The organism is Shewanella sp. 10N.286.52.B9 (assembly GCF_002873635.1).
Classification (GTDB): Bacteria; Pseudomonadota; Gammaproteobacteria; order Enterobacterales; family Shewanellaceae; genus Shewanella.
The window spans coordinates 1-993 of the sequence record NZ_MCTY01000062.1 but is presented as its reverse complement, the minus strand read 5'-3'; the positions used below and the strand labels follow the sequence as shown (position 1 = coordinate 993).

The window sequence follows — 993 nt, the reverse complement described above, 5'->3', positions numbered from 1 at the left end:
GTGAAGGCAGTTTCGAACCTCAGTTAGTTAAAAAACACCAGTCCAGATTTACCTCTATGGACGATAAAATATTGTGGCTCTACGCTCAAGGCATGAGTACTCGTGATATCGTTCAAGCCTTTGATGAATGGTACGGCGCAGAGATATCACCCACGTTAGTTTCTCGCGTTACCAACGCCGTTCTAGAGCAAGTTATTGAATGGCAAAGTCGACCTTTAGATGCCATTTACCCAATCGTTTACCTTGATTGTATCGTCGTAAAAATCCGTCAGGATAAGCGCGTTATTAACAAATCTATTTTCTTAGCGTTAGGCATTAACCTTGAAGGTCACAAAGAGCTAATGGGGCTTTGGATAGCTGAAAATGAAGGGGCTAAATTTTGGTTAGGTGTCCTCACTGAACTACAGCAACGAGGCGTTGAGGATATTCTCATCGCTTGTGTTGATGGCTTAAAAGGCTTCCCTGATGCTATCAATACCGTTTATCCAGATACTCATGTACAGCTCTGTATCGTACATATGGTCAGAAATTCATTAAAGTACGTATCGTGGAAAGACTACAAGGCAGTCACTGCGGACCTTAAAAGCATCTACCAATCAACAACGGAGGAGGAAGCTTTACTTGAATTAGACCGTTTCAGCGATACCTGGGATGAGCAATACCCCCAAATCAGCAAGTCATGGCATAATCATTGGCACAACTTAAATACGTTTTTCAATTATCCTCAGGATATTCGTAAGGCCATTTACACAACCAATGCTATAGAGTCGTTAAATAGCGTGATTAGACGAGCGTTGAAAAAACGTAAGGTATTTCCTAATGATGACTCGGCCAAGAAAATGATTTACCTTGCGATAAAAGAAGCCAGTAAAAAATGGACCATGCCCATCCGAAACTGGCGTACTGCGATGAGCCGATTTATTATTGAGTTCGAAGACAGAATTGTGAAGCATATTAACTAAATTGCAGTTACACAGAATCTGTTACACCCTC

At 41.4% G+C, this 993-nt stretch carries 1 protein-coding gene; it reads left to right on the top strand.

Annotation, left to right across the window (positions count from 1 at the left end):
• Positions 1-962: IS256 family transposase (locus BCU91_RS04920; RefSeq protein WP_102531006.1), on the top strand; the 962-nt coding region annotated here is incomplete at its 5' end.
• Between the last annotated feature and the right edge of the window lie 31 nt (positions 963-993).